This window comes from Ruegeria sp. I1, assembly GCF_056532675.1.
This window is the reverse complement of the sequence record NZ_JBQFNM010000003.1, coordinates 41,609-61,918: the sequence shown is the minus strand read 5'-3', so window position 1 is coordinate 61,918 and position 20,310 is coordinate 41,609. Positions and strand designations below refer to the sequence as shown.

General features: G+C 55.2%; 14 protein-coding genes and 1 tRNA gene. 8 read left to right on the top strand and 7 right to left on the bottom strand.

Going from position 1 to position 20,310, the window contains the following annotated elements:
* Positions 1–23: 23 nt before the first annotated feature.
* Genes ACR0DH_RS06975 through ACR0DH_RS06955 form a run of 5 tightly spaced genes read right to left on the bottom strand, consistent with a single transcriptional unit; the run spans position 24 to position 5,557 of the window.
* A complete protein-coding gene (locus ACR0DH_RS06975) occupies positions 24–896 on the bottom strand; it encodes a hypothetical protein (protein WP_480547956.1) in 873 nt (290 codons plus the stop codon).
* Between the two features lie 23 nt (positions 897–919).
* Positions 920–1,318 (bottom strand): NUDIX hydrolase, encoded by a 399-nt coding sequence (locus tag ACR0DH_RS06970; protein ID WP_480547955.1) that lies wholly within the window; start codon positions 1,316–1,318, stop codon positions 920–922.
* Between the two features lie 52 nt (positions 1,319–1,370).
* On the bottom strand, positions 1,371–3,119 hold the full coding sequence (locus ACR0DH_RS06965) for a dynamin family protein (protein WP_480547954.1): 1,749 nt from the start codon (positions 3,117–3,119) through the stop codon (positions 1,371–1,373).
* A gap of 8 nt (positions 3,120–3,127) precedes the next feature.
* Positions 3,128–5,140 carry a dynamin family protein gene (locus ACR0DH_RS06960; protein WP_480544082.1) on the bottom strand — a complete coding sequence of 671 codons (2,013 nt, stop codon included), beginning with the start codon at positions 5,138–5,140 and terminating at the stop codon, positions 3,128–3,130.
* A gap of 3 nt (positions 5,141–5,143) precedes the next feature.
* A complete protein-coding gene (locus tag ACR0DH_RS06955) occupies positions 5,144–5,557 on the bottom strand; it encodes a hypothetical protein (RefSeq protein ID WP_480547953.1) in 414 nt (137 codons plus the stop codon).
* A 749-nt stretch (positions 5,558–6,306) separates the two neighbouring features.
* On the opposite strand from ACR0DH_RS06955, the gene ACR0DH_RS06950 reads away from it, so the two are divergent.
* From ACR0DH_RS06950 to ACR0DH_RS06940, 3 genes are all read left to right on the top strand, one after another.
* Positions 6,307–6,391 (top strand) — tRNA-Leu (locus ACR0DH_RS06950).
* A 91-nt stretch (positions 6,392–6,482) separates the two neighbouring features.
* Complete coding sequence (locus tag ACR0DH_RS06945) at positions 6,483–6,794, top strand: hypothetical protein (RefSeq protein WP_480547952.1); 312 nt, start codon at positions 6,483–6,485, stop codon at positions 6,792–6,794.
* 124 nt (positions 6,795–6,918) lie between these two features.
* On the top strand, positions 6,919–7,254 hold the full coding sequence (locus ACR0DH_RS06940; RefSeq protein WP_480547951.1) for a hypothetical protein: 336 nt from the start codon (positions 6,919–6,921) through the stop codon (positions 7,252–7,254).
* Between the two features lie 321 nt (positions 7,255–7,575).
* On the opposite strand, the gene ACR0DH_RS06935 is transcribed toward ACR0DH_RS06940, so the two are convergent.
* The gene (locus ACR0DH_RS06935) at positions 7,576–8,463 is read right to left on the bottom strand and encodes an IS1595 family transposase (RefSeq protein ID WP_480547950.1); all 888 of its coding nucleotides are present in this window, start codon (positions 8,461–8,463) and stop codon (positions 7,576–7,578) included.
* Positions 8,464–8,543: 80 nt separating this feature from the next.
* Positions 8,544–10,601: a dockerin type I domain-containing protein gene (locus ACR0DH_RS06930; protein WP_480547949.1), complete on the bottom strand. Its 2,058-nt coding sequence runs from the start codon at positions 10,599–10,601 to the stop codon at positions 8,544–8,546.
* A gap of 151 nt (positions 10,602–10,752) precedes the next feature.
* On the opposite strand from ACR0DH_RS06930, the gene ACR0DH_RS06925 reads away from it, so the two are divergent.
* The 5 genes from ACR0DH_RS06925 to ACR0DH_RS06905 all read left to right on the top strand — a co-directional run bounded on the left by ACR0DH_RS06925 (position 10,753) and on the right by ACR0DH_RS06905 (position 20,294).
* Complete coding sequence (locus tag ACR0DH_RS06925) at positions 10,753–14,652, top strand: Ig-like domain-containing protein (RefSeq protein ID WP_480547948.1); 3,900 nt, start codon at positions 10,753–10,755, stop codon at positions 14,650–14,652.
* A gap of 61 nt (positions 14,653–14,713) precedes the next feature.
* Entirely contained in the window at positions 14,714–15,538 is an 825-nt protein-coding gene (locus tag ACR0DH_RS06920; protein WP_480547947.1) for a SapC family protein, read from the top strand.
* Complete coding sequence (locus ACR0DH_RS06915; protein WP_480547946.1) at positions 15,504–16,859, top strand: TolC family protein; 1,356 nt, start codon at positions 15,504–15,506, stop codon at positions 16,857–16,859. Before ACR0DH_RS06920 ends, ACR0DH_RS06915 begins: the two co-directional genes overlap by 35 nt.
* Positions 16,856–19,000, top strand: coding sequence for a type I secretion system permease/ATPase (locus ACR0DH_RS06910; protein ID WP_480547945.1), 2,145 nt, complete (start codon positions 16,856–16,858; stop codon positions 18,998–19,000). The genes ACR0DH_RS06915 and ACR0DH_RS06910 overlap by 4 nt, the downstream gene beginning before the upstream one ends.
* The gene (locus ACR0DH_RS06905) at positions 18,984–20,294 is read left to right on the top strand and encodes an HlyD family type I secretion periplasmic adaptor subunit (RefSeq protein WP_480547944.1); all 1,311 of its coding nucleotides are present in this window, start codon (positions 18,984–18,986) and stop codon (positions 20,292–20,294) included. The genes ACR0DH_RS06910 and ACR0DH_RS06905 overlap by 17 nt, the downstream gene beginning before the upstream one ends.
* Positions 20,295–20,310: the final 16 nt, after the last annotated feature.

Sequence of the window (20,310 nt, the reverse complement as noted above, 5' to 3'; positions counted from 1 at the left end):
TGGTTTAACAACATAGAAGGCAGTCATTCTTCTGCCTCCTGCAACGTGGTCCACAAGTTGACCACGGCCCCCAGTTTGCGCGCCTCGTGTACAGCGAAGGCGATGCTTTGGCCGTCATTTACAACGGCCAGTCCTGCGCCCTTTCCACCAGAAGGGCGCATTACGATCAGTTGGGGCAAGCCCAACCCTGTCTTTGTATCTTTGTCCCAGCCAGCCAGATCAGCCGCAAAGCGAGTCAGCAAATCCTGATTGGGATGCAGTTTGGCATCTGGCGCGCACTCCTCAGCGGCCTGTGCCAGTGTCCCATCCTGTGCGGCGGCCAGAACGCGCCCCTGTGCAAAGCGATCTGCACCGTCAAAGAAAGCTTGTGCCAGCGAAACATTGGCATCGGTTCTTGGCGCGATTTCAGGTGTTTCCGGCGCAGGCTCTTGTGGTTCCGGCACAACCGAAATTGTGGGTTCAGCGGTCAGTTCAATTGCGGCACATGCGGTTCTGATCTCACGCAGGGTGACACCCACGTCATCCGCTTCGAGCACGTTGTCGGGTTTCAGAGACAGCAATTCCAGCGGGGCAGGGGCAAGGGCGATATCAGAGACAAGCTGTGCCAGATTGTCGATCAATTCCTCACGCGGGGCAGTTTCGAAATCCGGGACGGCACCGGATACAACGCGGAACACATCCGTCACGCGTGAGCTGTTCACTTCAAGCGCCAGACAATCCCCATTGGCTGCGGTGAATTCCAGTCGGCGAGGCAATATCGTATTGCGAATCACACGCAGAACCTCGGTCCGACGCAGTTCGGGCGTGTCGCCTGCAATCACTACAACCGGAGACAACCGAGCGACAGACTTGCGCCCGATTTCATCAAGCATCTCGAGTATGTCTGTATCCATCATACCGTGACCCTCATTGCTCTGGTTCAGACCGCAGCCGTGATCGACGTAAGGCTGAGGTGTGACTTTGTGAGGGCAAGACCCACATTCGCGCTGTTGCGGCAGACATAGCAAACCACGTGATCGGGAAATTCACGCGTGCGCAGAAAGATGTTCATTCGGTCGTTCGAAAACACCGCGATCTCGCCGAACCCATCAGCGTCAGAATCTGCATCCGTTTCGCGCAATAACGCTTCAAAGGCGGAAACGCCGCGCCCCTGGAACAGGTTGGCCACCGCAATGGCCAGTTCATCCAGATCAATCGCGTCGTCTGACTCTTTGATGCCGGTTCCCAGCAACATCCCCGTTTCCATGTCGATATACCCGGCTGCAAGGCAGTCGGGTATTGTTTCAATAGCAGCGTTCAACGCATCATGTATCGACATGTAACTAACTGTTTTGCTTTGCTAATAGCCGGTTATCCGGATTTGGTTTCGATTACAAGACATGCCATTCCATCCCGCTGTTTTCGTTGGATTTAGGGATTGAACGCAACGCTTCGTTGGTCTGTTTTTCACTATGCTCGGAAGATATCTGATCGAATTCCTTGAGGAATGCATGGAACACTCTCATCAACTCGCGCGGGTCATCGGGCAGAACTTCGTTTTTGGTGACTTCAGTCCACATCGCCAAAGCGCTCAGCGATGTGCCAGGATGATCTTCTGAAAGCGCGTCCAGCTCAACAACTTGCGGCTCGGCGGTTTCTTGAGGGGTAGTGGCAGAAGACAGTTCGACCAACCCGTTCGTTTCGGGCTCGGGTTCATACTCATCTGACGTTGCCTCGTGCTGCTCAGCCATCAACGCTGCAATGGAAGAGGTCGTTGCCTCGCTTACGTGACCTTCGGCTTCCAGAGGTTGTTCAACTTCAATTTCTTCAGACGTGTCTTGAGTCTCATGAAGCGAAGTGCTCAGCGATGTTAGCACATCGTCAGAATCAAGTTCGTCTGTTGGATCTGACGATCCAACCTCAGCATCAGAGACGATAAGGATGTTTTCGACTTCATCATCAGTGTCTTCATCATCCAGAAGGTCGTATTCGTCGATCTCAGATGTCTGATCCGAAACCGCATCAAATTCCATTGGATCTTTGGCGGTATCTCGGAAATACGCGCGCAGTTCGTCCTCTTTTGTCTCTGCATCCTGGGGGCGTTCCTCAGATTCAGGTGTCATCTCGGCCCGTAAGCGATCTGCTTCGGCAGAGTCGATACGGGGGCGCTCGTCCTCATCAGCACGTCTTTCAACACGCGCTGGACGGACCGGGAAGCTGGTGACTACAGAGGCGTCGCCGTCCGGTTCGTCCACGGGATTCACCAGTTTCAGAGGTGCCGGTGTCTCGGCATCTGGACGGGTCGCAGCGGGGGCCTCGGTGTTTCTTGAAGGCCGCAACGGCTGAACCTTAGGCCCGTCTGAAAGGCCTTTGTCGATCTGATACCGCGCAAGTTGATCTGCTCGGTTATCCATGATGTTTTCAGTGATCTCCAGGAAGCTGTCGATCATCTTGCCGCCACCGCTGCGCGACCACATCTCGGCATCACCGGTCTTGTCACGGGCCTCAATCGCATCACGGGCCGAAAACAAGATTGAGCGATTAAACAGATGACCGGCTTCGCGGTTCACGCGACGCAGCACCTTTTGCCGGTCTTTCTGACCCAGCGCATCTGCGCGGGTAACCAGCAGCAAAGAGTTGTGTTGCAGCCGTTCCGGCAAAGAGACCCAGGTTGCACGCTCAGTTTCGCGCCATGCTTGCGTCGCATGGGTGCACCATAGAACGCCATTGGCCTGACCAACTGCGCGTTGCCAGACATCGGTCGAAATTTTCGGATCGGATATACCCGGTGTATCGATCAGATCGACCGCTTCCAGAATATCGGCTTCCAGAAAGATGCGAATGAACTGCGCATCATTCACACCAACAGTTTCAAGTTGGTCCAAATCGATTGGTTCTTTGCTGCCATCATGGCGCTTCACATAGGCTGACTGATTGCCCCAGCTGAACCAGACGGGTGGCAATTGCGTTGCTGTAACCTGCGTTGGCAGCGTATGGGTGCGCAGCAGAAAGTTCATCAGGGTGGATTTCCCGGCGCTGAATTCACCCATAAGGGCGAAAACGGGCTTCCGGCGTGACCATTGCTCGATACGCTCCCATGCCTTGGGGGAAACGAAACGGTTCTGTGTGTCTTTTGCCATTTTTCTTCTCACGCCGCTTCGTTGCTAAGGTTTTTCAGGATGTCGCCCAGAATCTCATCGCGCGACTTCTGCAACTGCAGATTCGCCGCCAGAGCGGGGGCCTGTTTGTTGCCATTCTCCGCTGAGGCCGAAATATTCAGCAGCGTCTCTTTCTGCTCGCGCATGAAATCGGTCAGCCCGGCTCGGACGTTTTCCAGAACCGCTGCGACCTGATTTTCCTCGATATCCTTGGTGATCGAATTCGCTTCGGATGCGATCAATCTTGTGTAATCCGCCGCATAGGCTTCGAAGCCTTTGCGCTTTTGCCACCACCTGCGCCACCATGTGCTTTGTAGGTCCAGCGCAATGGTGCGCCCGATCCCCAAGGGCGGCGGGACACGCGGAACGATGGGGGCTTCGATGCTGAATTCGCCAAGATGGTTACCTAACAGCTTGTGATAGAGCGCTTCCACGTCAGCTGCAGCAGTGGTATAGAGCGCGCCCGCCTCTTTCTTCATCGACCGGGCAAAGCTGAAATAGGCTGCCTTTTGGAGGGTTCGCAAACCCGCCGGATCATAGTGCCAAGTGCCCTCTTCGCCATTCTCCTCGAGATGAGCAATCAACGAGTCGGTGGCGCGTTTGACAAAGTTTGCCTCGGCTGAATTCAAACGCTCGATTACCTTGTCGCGCAGAGCAGCGGTCAGTTCGGCGGCCTTCTTCTCGTATTCGTCTGAAACAGTCGAAATCGCTTCTTCCGGCGACGCGCCACCTAGATCTCGGACAACGCCTTCGTTGCCGGATAGGGTTTTGGCAACGGCCGTTGCGCGAATTTGGCTAGCAATATTGCGTGCACGGTGGCGGACGCGATCTAATAAACGTGCGCCTGCGCCATCTGCTATCCGTTCGTTCATCGCCAGCAGCAAATCAGGAAGCCCGGACAGCGCCCAGATTTTGTCCAAAGAGGCGGCCTGATCGCCAAAGCCCGCCGCCAGATAGAAGGTGTTCAAAACCTTGCGGGATTCATCGGTCAGGATGTCTGGATTGCCTGTCAGAGCGGCCTCGGCCCAGAGTGCGCTGCCAAACACGATGCTCGTATTAGCATCGATATTGTTCTGCTTCAGAGTTTCTTGGATGCGATCGCGTATTTCTGGGACCTGATTGACCGGATCAGCCAGTTCATCAATCCGGTTCACGAACAAAACGATCTGCCGGTTTTCGAACTGCGCAATGATCCGCATCAGCGCCATATCCATCGTGGTCAATGCTTGGCTTGCCGCCAGAACCACCACACAGACCTCGGACCCGCGCAGACTGCGCAGGGTGATCTGCTCACGCACCATGAAGGTATCGTTTACACCAGGTGTGTCACACAGCTTCAGCGAGATCGGATATTGCGGAATATCCATGAATAGTTCCGCGGATTTCGTCACATCTGCAAAACGGCCGGTTTTTGGGTCGATATCCGGGTCGTCTTCGTCGCCCAGACAGACATAGCGCTGAATCAGCTCTTCATCGAAATAGTCATATTGGTGGCTTTGTCCCAGGATCAGATCGAAATGCTTGCCCAGCCGCTCCTCTGATTTGGCTTTCATTTCTGCGACCTGACGGCGGATGTCTTCCATCTCATCATCCGCGCCGGCGCGATTGGCCAACTCACCAAGACGTCCACCGCCAACCATCAGGTTGTCCCATTCTTCTTGCTCGAAGAAGGTGAACTTGGACCGCGTATCGCCCGGTGTCCGGGTGTTGATGTTCAGCGTGGTCACAACCGAAGTCCATGGGTTCACATCCGAGGGCAACAGGGCAGGGCGAGCGGCTAGGATATTCACAAGCGAGGATTTGCCCGCTTTGACCTGCCCAACCATGGTGATGCTTGCAGAAAAGTTCTCGATCCGCGTTTTCAGCGTCGCAAGCCGGGCCGTTGACCGCGCATCGGCCACTTCTGTCAATTGGTCGATCTGAGTCGTTAATGACGACATTGCCGACGTCATCGGGGCAAGCGCCTCGTTTCCGACAGACAAAAGGTGGTCGTTGCGCGCCATGTGTTAGCCTCCGGTGCCAGTCGCAGCGATTTGCTGGGCCTGCGAAACGCAGCCTGCGGGCATGTTGGTCAGGGTGTCGATACGGGCGATCAGATCCAGAGCATTACCCAGAATTTCTGCCTCGTCCCGAGGAGAGATGGTTTCATATGCGTGGGAATCAGCCAGCACCTCAATTGCGCTGAAGCGATCCCCATTTTCGAGGCAGGCCAAACGCCGACCTGTTGGAAACCCGTCCGATTTAGCTGCTGGCAGGGGCATACGTGCGTTTGCCAGCAGGTAATGTTCACCCGAGTGGGTGCGAAGAGAGATACCAAAGCCTGTATCAGGATAGTCCCGGTTCAAAGACTTCAGCTCACCTATGAAGCTTTCGCGAGCGAAGAAGACGGCCTCTTGCTCGGCAGCGGCGGAGTTGATCATGCTGGTCACATCAAAGACCCTTGTTACTGGAGTTGAGCGGAAGACTCGTACAGGTGCCAAAACGGCGAAAAAGGACTCATTAACTCCTTGGACCAAGAAGCCCGGCCAAGGCGGTGTTATTTTGACGCGAATAAGATATTTTGGTGCTTGAATTGTGGCGTAAATATGAAGTGGCGTGCATAGGAATGCCTCAACCTTGAGGTGTATAGTTAACAGGTGCGCAGTGTTTTTAGGTCTGAAGATTGAGCGAGTGCCGCATTGAGCGCATTTCACAGACAGTTCGTTGCGTTTTTTGAGATCGCGTTAACACTCAGTATTTGCGGCATTAGTTCCGGTGCTGCTGGTGCTGTTCTGTGAGCGATCTGGATTTTTTGCCAATGGCCCGATTGCAGAAAAGGTCGAACTGACAAAGCCAGCTCGACACGATTTGAACTTCGCAGTCCAACCGATACAACGTAAGCGCGTTTTTCCTGCTGATCGAGAAATCTCTGTCTCATCGAGCGAATTGGTACCCAAGATCTACGTCTCGGATCGTGTAAGTCTAATCCCGAAAAATCAGCCTTCCAGCACTCATACTATATGAGCCGAGACATCCCGATGCTGGTGTTTTGCCAGCGACTTTGCCCAAGGGTAGGGAAATCGCGCGAAACCTGCCGATCAAAATCTTGAGCCGGGGTGAATTTTACCTCTCGCGTCCCGAGTAAAGCTTTGTTATGGAGCGCTCCAGTCCGGCACATAGGTGCCCGGTTGCGGGTGTGGCGAAATTGGTAGACGCACCAGATTTAGGTTCTGGCGCCGCAAGGCGTGGGGGTTCAAGTCCCTCCACCCGCACCAATTATATTGGGGTGTATCCCCTCAGCATACGTAGTTGCAGAATCGAGCAAAGGTTGAAACGATTATCTCCATAGTAATTGGAGATATTTAGTTGACCGAAGAAAACTCACCTAAGGTTGAGGCGTTCAAAGCTTCCGATGAACTCCCGGCGAAGCCAACGACCTCTTCACCACCAACAATCTGGGCCGATGGCGCAGTAGGATTTCTAAGCTCAAACAGCGTAGTTAAGTTTAATCTCTACAGTGTGGAGCAGAACCTGAGCACCAAGCAATTCGAAAGAGCAATCGCCGCTAGAATTGTTATGGACATTAACGAAACGAAGGCATTTGCAGAGTGGCTACTGCATAACGTTGCGGCTCATGTCGCAAAGTCGAGAGAGTCGTCCGATGGTAGTGAGCGGTGACGGCTCCGAGGTGAGTAGGAAGCGCGCCGAGCCACTAATTTTGAGTTCTTCTCGTGATGAGGCGAGCGGTGCCTCAGTGAGTCCAAATTATATCGATACAACGGAGGACTATATAGCGATTAGAATGGACGACTTAGAGGACTTTCAGACATCAGGTGTGGATGAGTTAAAGCAGTTCCTGGTCGCAGAGTTTCTTGTTGCGGCAGGTTTGCCTTTGGCTCTTGAGAGGTATCTTACGGTTGAAAGTGTTGCCAGCGATCCCTTGTTTTGGGTTTGCATTGCGTTAGCGTTGGGTGGCACAATAGCTGGCGTTTTTGCCTTTCGCCAGCTCAAGAGACGTAAGTCACGCATTGAAAGGATCATCGCTCGTGCCAAAAACCAAAGCGCAGGACCACAATACACAAGTATCACTGAGGGAAGCTCGCAAGGGCGATCTAAAGCAGTTTATCAAAGAACATGAAACCGATCCTGATGGCGACCTCGACAAGCTTGACGCTGTGATTCAAAGAAAGGTAGAGAAGGAAAACGGCCCTTCCCTAAAGAAGGACCGCTCCGCTAGTTCAGACTAGCACTTTCGGGGCTTTCGACGGGTGTGGCTGCTAACCTTTACCGTCTTGGCTCCCTTGGGTTTGGTCTTGCATCCGCAAGACTTTTTCCCTTTCGCCATGGCGATCACCTCCTTTCCCGGGCCGTTGCCCGCCCGTTTCAGGCTAAGGCTCTGGATTGGTGGTGATTCCCTTGACTGGCCAGACTCTGAGGCTTCCGCTTATCGCCGTCAAGTTCACGATGCGTTCTTGTTCAACTCAGGGAACCGCGAAAGTAACTCCGAAAGCATCGTCTCAGGACGCATCCGACGATTGAAGCGATACTCAAATTCTTTGACGTAGCGCTCAAGGTGTTTGTGCGACACGCTGGTATGAGTGCCAGCAATCGACTTTTTCAAATGGTTAAAGAAGGACTCTATCTGGTTGGTGCTGACGCCTTCCGGGGTCGCGTATTCGCCCTCAGAGTGGTTGACAGTCTTGTGGGTGTACTCGGTCGGCAGAAAGGACTTCTGGTAAGCTCTGAGTTCGTCTGTGTGCAGTTCTGAGCCAACCTCGACGTTTTCATGAACGGCGTTGCGAAGGGTGACTTTTGACTGGTCGGGAACGACTTTCAGGATCACGTCACCGTGGCGTTCCATCATGCCCATAACAACGGCTTTACGCTCACGCCAATCCATACCGGAGGTAACGCCGCCGTAGAACGTCTCATCGACCTCTACGACTTCACCAGCGCCGCCCACAGGCTCGTCACCGTCGATTGCGGCCATGTGCTCTCGGATCAGCGCAGCCATGCGCCACGCGGTCTTATAAGTGACGCCAAGCTGACGCTGCAATTCTTTGCCGCTGACGCCATGCTTGGACGTTGTGAACAGGAAGATTGCATAGAACCAGAGTTGCAGCGGTGTGCGGCTCTTTTCGAAGATCGAACCCACCATCGGGTGAATGTGGTGGCCGCACCACTGGCACGAGTAAGCCTGTTCAGACTTGAGGCGATACCATTTCGCCGGACGCTTGCACTTGGGGCACTCGTGACCCTGACCGAAGCGCACGTTGAACAAATGCTCAAGGCAGGCTTCATCGTTAGGGAACTGTTGGAAGAACTGGCGAACGGTTGTCTGTTTCATACAAAGGATATGGGAATGCGACTACCGTATGTCAAGGGGATAAACCCCATTATATTTAACATAATCATCATTATGAGTATTTATACAGCCTCGAGGTTGCCCAAAAGGATGGATGTCATGTCCGCTTCGATCACGCCATCGATTGCGACAACATCTATTCCCGTATCATAATCGACATTGGACGCGGTGATCCCTGACAAATCTGCACTAGCGTCCAGAAAAACCCATTCGGCTTCATGTGTGGGCGTCTGCCCAACGGCCACTTGCAAGATTGCCAATGCGTCTAGTGCATTGATTCTACCGTCTTGCGTAATGTCCGCAGCGATAAGGTTTTCCGGCGCAGCGGGCCCGAAGGTCGGGTCCAACCCAACCGCGATCCGCAACACTTGCAATGCATCAAGTGCGGTGATCTCGGCACTTGCCGTCGAATAGGATTTGGTGATGTCGAGATGCCCGGAGTAAGTCCCCGAGGGCAGGCCGAGATCGAAATTTCCGTCTTCGTCTGCGGTTGTGGTAATCGGGCTGTTTCCGTCAGGTGTGAATTGAATTTCAGCATCCCCTAGACCCGGATTGCCGGTCTCGGAGCTGATCGAGATATCGCCTTGTATCCCTCCTGAACTGGGTGGTTCGGACACACCAAAATCACTGAAATCAACAGGGATATGGTCGGGGCCGCCAAATCCTGTGCCAAAGATCTCGGTGCTGGTCAGAGGCCCTCCGGTCGAAGAGGTGATGTGGATGACTTCGCCTCGATAGGTGATATCCGCACCGTCTGCCGTGCTGGTAACGGTCAGCTGGGTCGGCGATCGCAGCAGCAAGTAGTCAAATAAATCAAGCCGGTCTGTTCCCGCCTCAAAATCTGTGATGGTTGTAACGCCGCTGCCGGATTGCATCACGAATATATCCGCCCCTGCCCCCCCCGTCATCGTAGTGGCTCCTTCCCCTGCAATCAGGATGTCATCCCCTGCCCCGCCCAGCAGGTTTGCATTCAACACGCCACCGCTGAGCATGTCGTCCAAAGCAGTGCCAGTGACGGTGCCGAAGCCTTCCCGGACATCGCCCAGATTTGCAACGTCGACGGTCAGAAGGTTCACGCCTGCATCAATCTGGCTGGTCGCCAAAATCTGCAGCTCACCCCCGACTTGGGCCACGCTCAGGTTTTCGACATTTTGCAACCCGCTCAGCACCGTGTCCGCGAAACTGTCCATATGGATCAGTTGTCCGTTTGGGCTCATGGTGAAAAGCGTGATGCCATCATCGCCACCGCCAGCGACCACAAAGACCCGCCCGTCGACTTCTATAACCGCGATGTCTTGTACGTCTTGGAACCGGGTGTCCAACGTATCCAGCACATGATCGGACGGCGAAAGTGTACCATCACTGTTCACTCGCATAACGCTTAGCGAGTTGCTGCCCGATCCGGCGACCACGATCCAGGATTCGCCATACGCCTCGACAGTTTCAACCGCAGTTGGTGTCGAAATGCCAAGGGTCGCTGTGGCGTCGCTGTTGTCGACCACACTGAGCGTCCCGTTCGCCGGGTCGATGCGATACACAGTGATGCCGTCGCCTACTGCATCTGTTCCAACAATAAACTGCCCGGCACCAGACTGAATTGCCTGCATAGAATCGGCTGTTCCGGTGATGAGCCCGGCGAGCGACAAGCTGCCGTCACCGTTGACGATGTAGGTTCCGATTTGGCCGGTATCTTCATGCGCGAGCGCCAGATAGTTGGTCGAGGCTACAGAGAACTGGGTCACGGCAGACAGATCGCCACCGCCGCTCAACGTTCCGGTTTCCCGCAAATCTCCGACCGTGCCGTCGGTGTTCAGATCATAACTGACAAGTCCAGTGGCTGTGTCGATATCAAGTACCAGATGATCTGTGTCCGCCAGCGAAACAGGCGTTCCCGTGCCGCCCACCTGAAACATGATCGACCCGCTGTAATACTGGGTATCCACCAGTTGCGGGATTGCGCCGTCAACCAGCCTCCATACCGCGATGCCGCCGGTTGGGCCGGTCAATGTGTAGAGATACGTGTCCCCGTTAAACGTTTTTAAAGCCGTATCGCCGATACCTGAATCGAGCGCCGTGCTTCCCGTTGCAACCAATGTTTCGAATTGCAGCATCATAGTCATTACCCCACCGCCACCCCTGGCGTTGAGCTCAAAGATGATCCGATGCCCAGACCGAAACCATAGCAAGAATGTGGTGAAAACGAGGAGTTCGGCTTGAGTTTAGTTCAATTTTTTCGGGTCCGATCGCCGACGCAGTCAAAGGGTAAGACAGATGAGCAAAAGCCTAAACGGTGCGGATTGTCCCCATTCCAAGATCGCCGGCAATACATGTGAGGGTAAGATGACCAAAGCACCTGAGACCAATACGAATCCTGCAGCGGATCAATCAGAAACGGACCGCTCGCGCCGCATTCGCCAGTGGATAGATCGCAAAATGGGCCGCTGGGCCGGGCGTGGTTTGGCAGGTGGGCTGGGGTCATCTCTGTTGGCGCTGCCCGCGTTTGCTCAGGCCACGATTGAAGAGCTGTATGCCTACCAGTTCGCTGAAACTATTCCCGGCGTGCAATCGGCCAAGCTTCTGAAAAATGGAGATGTTCTTCTCAAGATGACCGATGGGCGCAGCATGATTGTCGCGGCCGAGAATATTCAGGTTCTGGACAGCGGCGCCATCATGATCGCCGAAGCGGCGGTTGCCGAGATCGCGCAGTTCAGCCTGGCTGAAGCGGGCGCTGCTGCTGCAGGCGGTGTCAGTGGGGCTGGAGCGGCCTTGGGCGGTTTGGGCCTGGCGGGGGCCGCCGCCGCTGCTGGTGGCGGTGGTGGTGGCGATGATGCCAGCCCTGCGCCGACCCCAACACCTCCACCTGCTCCAAGCCATCCAAGCCTGAACCTGGCTCAGTTACAGGGAACAACGCTCAGCAGTTCGACCATCAATTCCGTCGCCCCAGCGGGCACCGACAGTGTCGAGATCACCATTGGATCAGTGGTCAAAACCGTGACCCCAGACTCAGATGGGAACTGGAGTGTCTCTTTGACCCCGTCAGAGGCCAGCGGCGTGCCTCAGGGCGTGACGGACATCACCATTCGACATCTCGATGACATGGGGGATGAGCTGTCGGTTGAAACTGTTACATTCGACATTGATACAGTACCCCCGACCCTGGCTATCACCAGCTTCTCGGATGGGGCGGTGATGAACACTGCCGAACAAGCAACAGATTTGATCGTCACCGGAACAACCGATGCCGAGAACGGGCAAACTGTCACCGTATCGCTCAATGGTCAGACCTATACAGGCACTGTCTCGGGCGGCAATTGGAGCGTGACTGTCCCGGCTGCTGATCTTGCCTCATTGCCGGATGGCACAACTATATCGGTTACTGCCGATGTTTCGGATGGGGCCGGCAACCCTGCCCCCCAAGCAGGTAGCAGTTTCGATACCGATTTCGGCGCTCCGTCCATTTCATTGGACCCGGTCGCTGGCGGTTCGATCGAGCTTATTGATGTCAGCGGCGATTTGATCCTGACCGGCAACACCAGTGCCGAAGATGGGCAGACCGTTACGGTTACGATGGATGGCCAAACCTTTACCGGCACCGCTTCGGGTGGCAGCTGGAGCGTGACAGTCCCAAACGCTGATCTTTCGGGTCTGACAACCGGGACGCCTGCGGTGATCAGCGTCACCGTTGATGATGCGGCAGGAAACCCGGCTATTGCCGCGACGTCTGCGGTACCTGTCGATCTGACAGGCCCTTCGATCAGCATTGCACCTCCTACAATAGGTTCGATACTGAATGCGGCCGAGGCAGGGTCGGATTTGACCATTTCCGGCACCACTGGAAATGTGCAGGACGGTCAAACTGTCACCGTCACGCTCGATGGGCAAACCTACACTGGGACCGTCTCGGGCGATAGTTGGAGCGTCACTGTTCCAGCCGGTGATCTTGCGGCCCTTGCCGATGGAGGCAGCTTCTCTATCACGGCGGACGTTTCAGATGTTGATGGGCTTGCTGCTCCTCAAGCAGATACGCCCCTCACCAAAGATGCCAGCGCACCCACACTCAGCATCGATAGCTTCTCGGATGGCGCAGTCATGAACGCTGCTGAGCAAGCGACTGATCTGACGATTACCGGCGCAACGTCGGCTGAGGATGGGCAGGTTGTTACGGTTGAGGTGAATGGTCAAACCTATACCGGAACCGCCAGCGGCGGCGGCTGGAGCGTCACTGTCCCCACTGGCGATCTGGCAGCATTGTCAGATGCGTCCACCATATCGGTGACAGCTGACGTGTCAGACGCTGCAGGCAACCCGGCTATTCAGGCAACGAACAGCTTTGATACCGATTTCACCGCACCCAGTGTCGCTATTACCAATCTATCGGACGGTGCGGTGATGAATGCGGCTGAACAGGTTACGGATCTGACCATTTCAGGCACTTCAGATGCACCAGACGGGACGGTTGTAACGGTCGAGATTGCGCGGCCCGATGGAACGGTGGATGTCACTGGAACCGCAACCGTGTCCGGTGGCAATTGGACCCTTACCGCACCATCGTCTGATCTGAGCGGGCTACAGCCTGACATCACATATGATGTCAGTGCATCCGTAATCGACAGCGCTGGCAATAGAGGTCAAACAAATACCAGCTTTGACACCGACTTCTCCGCACCATCCATCACAATCGATGCCTTGCCTGTGGGAGTGGTTCTAGATGTCACCGAACGTGACAGCGACCTTGCAATCTCTGGAACCACAACCGCCGGGGATGGGCAAACCGTATCCGTCACATTCGGCGGGCAGACCTATGTCGCCACTGCCTCAGGTGGGACTTGGACAGTCACTGTCCCGACATCTGATCTGGCCGCATTGTCAGACATGACCAGCTATCCAATCTCGGCCACCGTTCCGGACAGCGCTGGAAACATTTCTCCTGCGGCAACCACTTCGGTTACGACAGATTTCCGGCCCACGCTGAGCATGCGCGCAATTGGAACGAATGAAGCGATAGCCCTAAGCGATGCGCAAAGCTCTGGCGTGGTTGTCAGTGGCAGCTCAGCGGGTCTTAGCACAGGCCAAGCCGTTGATGTTCTGTTGAACGGCAACTCGGTCGGTACTGCAACTGTTGGCCCGGATGGAACATGGTCGTTGACAGTTTCGGCGTCTGAATTTGCGGGTGCCGAAGCGGGTGATGATCTCGACTTCACTGCGCAAGCCACCGTCTCGGGTGGGCCAGATCCGCTGCCTGTCACAACAGAAACAGCAGCCTATGTGCCTGCAGCCTATGTGATTTCCGAGATTGCGCAATCCGGCTCGACGATCACCTTCGCAATCCACGCCGATTCTGATCGGGATATCTCATCTGGTTTGGCCATGACAGCTGAGTTGGAATACGACTCCTCCGTGGTCACGTTCGATGTGAATTCTGACACAGAAAATGGCGAATTCGATCTGTTCTTAGCCAACACCGGACCTGGCGATGTCGTCAGTTTTGCGGGTGCGGCGACGACCTTCACAGACCTGTCCCAACCTTTGGTTACGTTCACTATGACTGTACAGGATCCCAACCAGCCCATTGTTTTGACGATCAAGACACCGGACGGAGGGCCAATGGTGCTGCACCTGGGAACGGATGGTGATGACACGCTGACGGCGTCTGATGTCGATACGCTGGTGCGTGGCGGCGAAGGGGATGACACGATTGACCTGAACACAGCCGGGCGCGATGTTGTTGTCTTCGAAGCTGACCCGACAATAAACGGCGTTGATACGATCACCGGCTTTACACTCGGTCCGGCAACAGACGTGACGGATGCGTTGATGTTCAGCGGGTTAGATGTCAGCACATTGCGAGGCGACGGAACCGGATTTGAAACCCTGGCAGTTGGTGACGCGTTGGGTCTCGACACTGGCTTTGTCGGTCTGACGACAGTACTGACCGATCTCACGGCAGCGTCGCTTGAAACGGCTGTCGAAAGTCTCACGGGCGCACAATCTGGTGATGCGGTCTATGTACTGGCGACTGACGGTACAGACAGTGCGTTGATCAGGGTGGACTATTCAGGATCGAGTGACGCGAATGTTGAAACCGTGGCCATCTTTGACGGGCTTGATGATCTAAGCGCGCTGTCCACCGACAACATCCTGCATACCGATCCAACAGGTGCGACGGCGTAACCCGACTCGCAGTCATGCATTTGGATTCGACTTTTTAATCAGACAGCGTGAGGGGAAAGCTATGCTACAGAACGGCCTGACACCGGTCTCTTTCGAACGGCATGGACATCGCTTTTGGCGGCGGTTCACATCTTTCGAGTTTGCTCGACATCTGACGGAGTGCGCTGTTGTAGAAGCGGAAATCCTGCAGGTCGCCGCCATGTTTCCGATCGCTTTCCGAATGACCCCGGTGGGTTGCCAACCCGTTGCTCTGTTGTCGATGCAGGTCGATTCCACCACTCCTTTTGTCGCCTCAAATGGCACTTGGTTGGCGCGATATTTGCCAACTGCGCTACGATGCCCACCCTTTGGTGCGGGCCCTGCCTCTTCAACCTCAGGGCAACAGTTTCATTTGCTTGTTGATGAAACCATGGGGCTGGTCACCGATAACCCCGATGATGTTCGTTTCTTTGATGATGCAAAGAGGCTGAACTGCGATCTCATCAAAGTAAAATCGTTTCTCTTTCAGCGCGCAGCAGCTGAGCATGAAACGTCGGAGCTGTGTCGCCTGATCCGTGATTTGAATCTACTCTCGCCGCTGGGCGAGGTTTTGAAGGCTGATGGCCCGCATGGTCTTTTTGGCATTCATCTTCAGGCGATACATGGTCTGCGGTCCACTCACCGGGCGCTTTTGAACAATAGCCGAGGCATGCGCCTGATTCATGCGCATCAGGTTTCACTGTCGCACGTGCAGTGGTTGAGACAAATACAGGATCAACTGGCCGATAGATCGCAGCTCCAAACCTCCTCCGAGGTCTCCGGGTTTCTGGATGCTGTCGTGAACGCGCAGCTTGAAGAATTACCATTCAACTATGATAAGCAAGGGGGCGCTTATGCATATGCTTAAGGCTTTCGCATGCATTTTGGTGTTCGTGCTCCTGGTTTCAGGGTGTCAGCAACCGCCCGGGTTGTCCGGAATCCAGGTTTCATTCTCCAGCGGAACAGCTGGTGCCGGCGCAGCGCCGCCTGCTCAAACGCTGACACAAAGTGCATTCGGCCGCAAGATCCGTCAGGCCGTTGAAACAAGTCCGAACCTTGCTCAGAGTGAAACAAGATTGGAGGCTGCAGCGGCAGACCAGGATGCTGCCAAAGGCGCTTTTCTGCCGCAGGTCTCCCTGGGCATCAACGCCCGGTCTGAGCGCGTAGACTCCGATGTCTCAGATGTGTCGCCCTACCTTCGCGTTTCGCAACTGGTCTACGATGGCGGTGCGGCATCAGGTGAACTGGCTGCCGCCGAAGCCCGTGTTTATGAAAGCCGAGGGGATCAATTGCAGACTGCGGCCGCAACTGCATTATCCGCGATCGAAGCTTATGTCGTTGTGTTGGACAGACGCAAGATCCAAGGGATCAACGCGCAGAACGTAGCAGCGCATGAAAAGCTGGTACGGCAGATATCGGATCGAACTGCCAGCGGGGCAGGCTCAAATGCCGATCTGCTGACTGCACGCTCACGCATGGCGGATGCTCAAACCCGTTACGCCGATGCGATTGCGCAGGTCGACCGCGCCGAAGCGCGCTATCGCGAAGTGTTTGATTCCGCACCAGACGCCCTTCCGCAACCAATCCCTGCTCCGAACCTGACCCGAAGTGATGCCCAAATCGTCATGAGCAGCCCTCAGGTGCGTCGCGCTGATGCAAGCCTGGTGGCTGCAAAGGCTGAATGGAGCGCAGCTCAGGCCCGCAGGCAGCCTGATATCCGAGTGGCGGCTTTCGCCAATCAAGATACTGATCGGGATGCCAATTTCGGTGTGGACTTGTCGTTTAATTACGAACTTGACAGTACCGGCCAAAGACGCGCGGCAATCGCCGCCGCGCACGCGCGGGTGAAGGACGCCCAATTCTCCCGCGAGGCGCTGATCCGCGAAATAACCCGAGAGCTTGGGTTTATCCGTTCTGATCAAAAAGCCGGTGCTGAAAGACTTCGGGCCGCAAAATTGGCAGTGCAGGCCAACGCTGAAAGTGTCGAAGCCGCTCGTGCACAATTTACTATCGGGCGGCGCAGCCTGATTGAAATTCTGGACGCTCAACGGGACTTTGTGAACGCGCAGGAGAGGTTAATCTTGGCTGAACAGAGCTTTTTTCTGACCAACTATGCCGCATTGAGCCTGACAGGTGATATCCTTGATCTGCTTGGCTTGTCGGTCGGCACCTGGAGCGCCCAGCAATGACGGCAGGTTCCCCATCTTCCGATATTCAAATCTCGGCCTATGAAGCCTGTTTTTTGAACATCGCCAGCAGTCTTGAACAGCCCGTTACGCTCGCCACTTTGCAGTCTGCTCAGTCGGGTGTGGATGGAGATTTGACCGTTCGGGACATTCTTGCGTTGGCCCAACACACGGGGTTGCGGGCCGGATATGGCGCACGACCGTTGAAAGATTTTGACGATGCTTTGGTTCCCGCGATGCTTTTGCTGGATGGTAGTAAGGCCGTCACTTACCACGGGCGCGCACCCGATGGAGAGATGTTGATCTTTGATCCCGAGATCGGCGGTGGGCTTTGCGAGATGTCTGAAACAGAACTCAGCGACGTCTATGCGGGCTTTGCGATCCTGTTTCGCCGAGATCATAAGGCCGAAGTCACTAATGATGGGCAAGTTCGAAGCGGCCACTGGTTTTGGTCTGCGCTATCCGCCAACCGCTGGTCCTATGTCCAAGTGGCACTGGCCGCCGCGCTTGCCAACCTGCTGGGCCTTGCGACATCCGTGTTCATTATGGTGGTTTATGACCGCGTCCTTCCGAACGAAGCAACCGAGTCTTTAATCGCTCTGACTTTTGGCGTTGGTATTGCTCTTGTCTTCGATTTTATACTCAAGCTTCTGAGGGCTGGCTTTATCGATCGCGCGGGTCAAAACGCTGATATGTTCATGGGGCGCCGTGTCTTCGATCAGTTGCTGAATATTCAGATGAAATCGCGCACCGGCTCGACCGGTGCGATGACCAGCACGGTACGTGAATTTGAAACCCTCCGAGAGTTCTTTACCTCGGCAACATTGGTTGCCGTCGTAGATTTACCCTTTATCGCGCTGTTCATCTTCGTGATCTATCTGGTCGGCGGCGATTTGGCTCTGGTCCCGGCCCTTGCTGTACCGGTTGTTTTGCTGGCTGGTCTTGTGGTTCAGCCGATCCTGTCGCGTATGGCCGAGAAAAGCCTGGCTGATGGTCAATCCAAACAATCGGTGTTGGTTGAGGCGGTTTCGGGCCTCGAGACGATCAAAACAACCTCTGCCGGTCGACAAATGCGCAATCGGTGGGAGCAGGCGATCGAACGACAATCCGCCCATGGCGCGCGCAGTCGCGCCGTGACCCAGTTTGCCTTGAATTTGACAGGCTTTACGCAGCAGGCAGCGCAGGTTCTGATTGTATTCTATGGCGTGTTTCTGATCACCGAAGGTCAGGCCAGCATGGGTGCGCTTGTGGCTTCGGTCATGCTGACGGGGCGTGCTTTGGCCCCGTTAGGACAGCTGGCCCAGACCCTGACCCGCGTCAATCAGGCACGCAGCGCCTATCGCAATTTGGACGCCTTGATGCAAGCTGAAAGTGAGCGTCCTGAAGGCCGAAGCTGGATCACGAGGGCGGGTTTCAAGGGGGCCATTTCGTTCAGCAACGTGCACTTCGCCTATCCAGATCAGAATGAAGACACTCTGAACGGTGTATCTTTTACGATCAAACCAGGTGAAAAGGTGGCCATCCTGGGTCAAATCGGATCGGGCAAAAGCACAATCGCCAGGCTGTTGTTGGGGCTCTATTCGCCGCGGGTCGGATCGGTCATGCTGGATGGGCTGGATATTCGTCAGATTGATCCGGGTGATCTGCGGCGCAATATCGGCTCAGTCCTTCAGGATATCTGGCTGTTTTCAGGCACTGTTCGGGATAATATTCTCAGCGGTGCGATAAGGCCACGCGACGAAGATCTGATTGAGGCTGGGCGCGCCGCAGGCGTTGAAGATTTTGTTGCCCGACATCCCAGTGGCTACGATCAACAATTGGCTGAACGAGGCGAAGGGCTGTCGGGTGGTCAAAAACAGGCGATAGCGTTGGCGCGGGCCCTGATTGGTCGGCCTCCGGTTTTATTGCTGGATGAGCCAACCAGCGCGATGGATGTCAAAACCGAAGCGCAGGTGATCCGGCGTTTGAAAGAGGCAACGACAGACACCACGGTCGTGGTGGTGACCCATAGAACCAGCCTGTTGGAACTGGTCGATCGTGTGATTGTAATCGAAGGCGGGAAGATTGGTGCGGATGGCCCCAAAAGCCTGTTGACCCAACACGCGCGCAGATCAGGAAGGCATCTGAATGTCGCGGCATCCTGATCTGAGCCAACTTGCGCGTGAGATGCAGGGGCGGGCACCGCTGCAAGGTTCGCTGTTGTTGTTTGTTATATTGGCCTGTTTGTTAAGCGCGGGTGCTTGGGCCTACCTTACAGAACTGGATGATGTCACCCGCGTGGAAGGCCGGATTGTGCCGTCGGGGGATGTGCAGGTGATCGAAGCGACGGAACCTGGAGTTTTGCAGGTTTTGCATGTACGCGAGGGTGAGTTGGTTGATCAGGGTGCTGTGTTGATGGAGCTGGATACCACCCAGATTGACAGCCAATTGAGCCAGGAACAACAAAGGGCCTACGGTCTCATGTCGCGCGTTCAGCGCTTGCAGGCTGAAATTGATGGAACGGAGCTGAGCTTTGACACAACTCTGATCAAAGGCGCGCCAAATGTCGTGCGTTCGGAAACTGCGCTCTATCAGGGGCGGCAAGCTGAACTGAGCGCCGAAATTGCCATTCTGGAGCGGCAGAGACAGCAACGGCAGCGGGAATATGAAGAGGGCTTGGTTGATCAGGTTACCGCTGATGAAACTCTGAAGGTGTTGGCTGAAGAGCGGGCCATTATGGCTCCGTTGGTTGAACAGCGCATGGAACCCGCGACCACACTGTTGGCATTGCGCCGTAGCGAGGCTGAGTGGCAAGGCCACAAGGTGCGTGCCGAGGCCGTGACCAACCGCTTAAAGACGGGCCTTGAGGAAATCGATGACCGGATAAAAGCCACACGCAGCCGCTTTCGGACCGCAGCGTTGACGGATTTGGCCCTTGCGACCGCCGAGCTTGCGGCACTTGAGCCTGCCCTGCCCGCTTTGCGCGACCGCGCCCTCCGCGCGCAGGTGAAATCGCCGGTCCGGGGAATAGTGAATCGGATACATCGAACAACAATTGGTGGGCTGGCCCGAAGTGGCGAAGACCTGATTGAGATTGTGCCATTGGACGATAGTTTGCTGGTCGAAGCCTATGTCAAACCCGATGATATCGCGTTCCTGCGCGCGGGCCAGCCGGTAAAGGTGAAGATTACCGCCTATGACTTCGCACGTTATGGCGGGTTGGACGGTGAAATCCTGCGCATCGGTGCAGATACTATCACCCGATCCCAGCGGAATGATGAAGAGGTGTTCGTGGTCGAGATCCGCACCAGCAATACAATGCTCGACGGGCAAGGAATTGCTGTTGAGATCATCCCCGGCATGATTGCAGAGGTGGACATTTTGTCGGGGAAGAAATCGGTGTTGGACTACATCCTGCAGCCTGTTGTGAAAATCAAAGATCGGGCCCTGCGCGAGTAACTGTAGTTATCCGAGT